3 protein-coding genes are annotated in these 2,685 nt (G+C 73.3%); all 3 read left to right on the top strand.

The genetic code is table 11. From position 1 onward, the window contains the following. Window positions 1–29 precede the first annotated feature (29 nt). The 3 genes from V7026_RS11330 to V7026_RS11320 are packed head-to-tail and all read left to right on the top strand — an operon-like array spanning window position 30 to window position 2,594. Window positions 30–1,313, top strand: a complete 1,284-nt coding sequence (locus tag V7026_RS11330; protein WP_334155481.1) for a thiolase family protein — start codon at window positions 30–32, stop codon at window positions 1,311–1,313. A 51-nt stretch (window positions 1,314–1,364) separates the two neighbouring features. Next, window positions 1,365–2,150, top strand: coding sequence for an SDR family NAD(P)-dependent oxidoreductase (locus tag V7026_RS11325; protein ID WP_334155480.1), 786 nt, complete (start codon window positions 1,365–1,367; stop codon window positions 2,148–2,150). A gap of 21 nt (window positions 2,151–2,171) precedes the next feature. Further along, on the top strand, window positions 2,172–2,594 hold the full coding sequence (locus tag V7026_RS11320) for an acyl-CoA thioesterase (RefSeq protein WP_143890252.1): 423 nt from the start codon (window positions 2,172–2,174) through the stop codon (window positions 2,592–2,594). The last annotated feature ends 91 nt before the right edge of the window (window positions 2,595–2,685 follow it).

The following is a 2,685-nucleotide window of genomic DNA, read 5'->3' as shown; positions in this document are numbered from 1 at the left end:
ACCGACACCCCCTCCACGAGGACCTTGCCATGAGCGACCCCCTGCGCCAGCCGCGCGGCCTGTTCAACCGGTTCGACGACTGCTGGATTCTGGACGGCGCGCGCACGCCGATGGTGGACTACTGCGGCGCCTTCGGCGGCCTGTCGCCCACCGACCTGGGCATCCACGCCGCGCGCGCGGCGCTGCGCCGCGCCGACGTCGCGCCAGAAGCGGTCGGCGCCGTGCTGGCCGGCAACATGGCCCCCGGCGACAGCTTTCAGTACATGCTGCCGCGCCACATCGGCCTGTACGCCGGTGTGCCGATCGACGTGCCGGCGCTGATGGTGCAGCGCATCTGCGGCACCGGCTTCGAGCTGTTCCGCCAGGCCGGGCTGCATCTGCGCGACGGCGTCGAGGTGGCGCTGGTGGCGAGCACCGAGAGCATGACGCGCAACCCCATCGCCGCCTTCGAGCACCGCACCGGCTTCAAGCTCGGGGCACCGGTCAAGTTCGAGGACTTCATGTGGGAGGCGCTGAAGGACCCGGCCGCCGGCGTCGACATGATCGGCACCGCCGAGAACCTGGCGCGCCGCTATTGTCTCACCCGCGCCGAGGTGGACGCCTACGCGGCGCGCTCGTTCGAGCGGGCACTGGCGGCGCAGGCGAGTGGCTTTTTGGCGGGCGAGATCGAGCCCGTCACCCCCACCACCTTCGAGCGCGAGGGCTACGCGCCGCGGGCGCTGCGCCTGCCGCCGAAAGTGGAGCGCGTCGACACCGATACCCACCCGCGCCCGTCGCCGCTGGAGGCGCTGGCGCGCCTGCGCCCGGTGCACGCCGGGGGCGTGCAGACGGCCGGCAACAGCTCGGCACTGGTGGATGCTGCGGCGGCCGCGGTCGTGGCGGGCGGCGCGTTTGCGCACGACTGGCGTGCGCGCACCGGCCGCTCGCCGCTGGCGCGCGTGGTGGCCGCTGCGGTGGTTGGCGTGCCGCCGGAGATCATGGGCATCGGCCCGGCGCCGGCCATCCGCCTGCTGCTGCAGCGCGCGGGGCTGGCGCTGGACGCCATCGACCGCTTCGAGATCAACGAGGCGCAGGGCGCGCAGGTGCTGGCCGTGGCGCGCGAGCTGGGGCTGGACGAGGCGCGCCTGAACGTGCATGGCGGCGCCATTGCGCTCGGGCATCCGCTGGCGGCCACCGGCGTGCGGCTGACACTGACCTGCGCGCGCGCGCTGCGCGCCTGCGGCGGGCGCTGGGGCGTGGCCTCGGCCTGCATCGGCGGCGGCCAGGGCATCGCGCTGCTGCTGGAAAACCCCGACGCTCCGACCGCCACCTGATCCACCCCCCAACGCTGGGCCGCCCTCCCCGCGGCCCCTCAGGAGACACCGATGCAACTGAATGGACAAACCGCCCTGGTCACCGGCGCCGGCTCCGGCCTCGGCGAAGCCACGGCACGCGAGCTGGCCGCCCGTGGCGCACGCGTGGCCGTCATCGACCTGTCGGGCGAGGCCGCCGCGCGCGTCGCCGCCGACTTGAACGCCGCCCATGGCGCCGGCACCGCGCTGGCGCTCGCCGCCGACGTGGCCAGCGCCGACGGCCTGCGCGACGCCTTCGCCCAGGCTGCCGCGGCGCTCGGCCCGGCGCGCATCCTGATGCACGTGGCCGGCATCGGCACCGCGCGGCGCATCGTCGGCAAGGACGGCCAGCCCGCCCCGCTGGAAGACTTCGAGCGCGTCGTGCGCGTCAACCTGATCGGCACCTACAACGCTGCGCGCCTGTTCGCCGCCGCCTGCGCCGCCCTGCCCCCGCTGGAGGGTGGCGAGCGTGGCGTGATGGTGTTCACCGCCTCCGTGGCGGCCTTCGACGGCCAGGTCGGCCAGCAGGCCTACAGTGCCTCCAAGGGCGGTGTGGTCGGCATGACGCTGCCCATGGCGCGCGACTTGGCGCAGCATGGCATTCGGGTCTGCACCATCGCGCCCGGGCTGTTCGACACGCCGCTGATGCGCACCCTGCCCGAGGCGGTTCAGCAGTCGCTGGCGGCCAGCATCCCGTTCCCGTCGCGGCTGGGCCGCCCGCAGGAGTTTGCCGATCTGGCCTGCCACATCGTCACCAACGGCCACCTCAATGGCGAGGTGATCCGGCTGGACGGCGCGCTGCGCCTGGCCCCGCGTTGACCGTTGCCGGAGGCCCTGCGCATGAGCAAGACCACGGTCTACGAGGTGGAGGTGATGTTCGGCGACTGCGATCCGGCCGGCATCGTCTTCTTCCCCAACTTCAGCAAGTGGATGGACGCGGCGTCGCTGCACTTCTTCGTGCAGTGCGGCGTGCCGCCTTGGCGCGAGCTGGTCAAGACGCGCGGCATCATCGGCACGCCGCTGCTGGAGATCCACACCCGCTTCCTCAAACCCGCCACCTACGGCGAGCGCCTGCAGGTGCACACGCGGGTGGAGGAGTGGCGCGAGAAGGTCTTCATCCAGCACCACGTGGTGCGCCGGGGCGACGACGTGCTGTGCGAGGGGCGCGAGACGCGCGCCTTCTGCATCCGCCACCCGGACGACCCGGACCGCATCAAGGCAATCCCGATCCCCGCGGACATCCGCGCCCTGTGCGGAGGCTGAAGCGATGACGCAGCCCTACCGTCCCGACGCGGCGGTGGCCGCGCGCTGGCTGCTGGACGTGCTGGATGCCCCGGGCGTCTGGCGCGAACTG

The organism is Tepidimonas sp. (assembly GCF_036825565.1).
In the GTDB taxonomy this organism is placed as follows: Bacteria; Pseudomonadota; Gammaproteobacteria; order Burkholderiales; family Burkholderiaceae_C; genus Tepidimonas.
This window is presented reverse-complemented; position numbering and strand designations above follow the sequence as displayed.

What these genes read in the sequence shown, in the direction of transcription:
- V7026_RS11330 (WP_334155481.1), top strand. Translation starts at nt 30, where the DNA reads ATGAGCGACCCCCTGCGCCAGCCGCGCGGCCTGTTCAACCGGTTCGAC.
- V7026_RS11320 (WP_143890252.1), top strand. Translation starts at nt 2,172, where the DNA reads ATGAGCAAGACCACGGTCTACGAGGTGGAGGTGATGTTCGGCGACTGC.
- V7026_RS11325 (WP_334155480.1), top strand. Translation starts at nt 1,365, where the DNA reads ATGCAACTGAATGGACAAACCGCCCTGGTCACCGGCGCCGGCTCCGGC.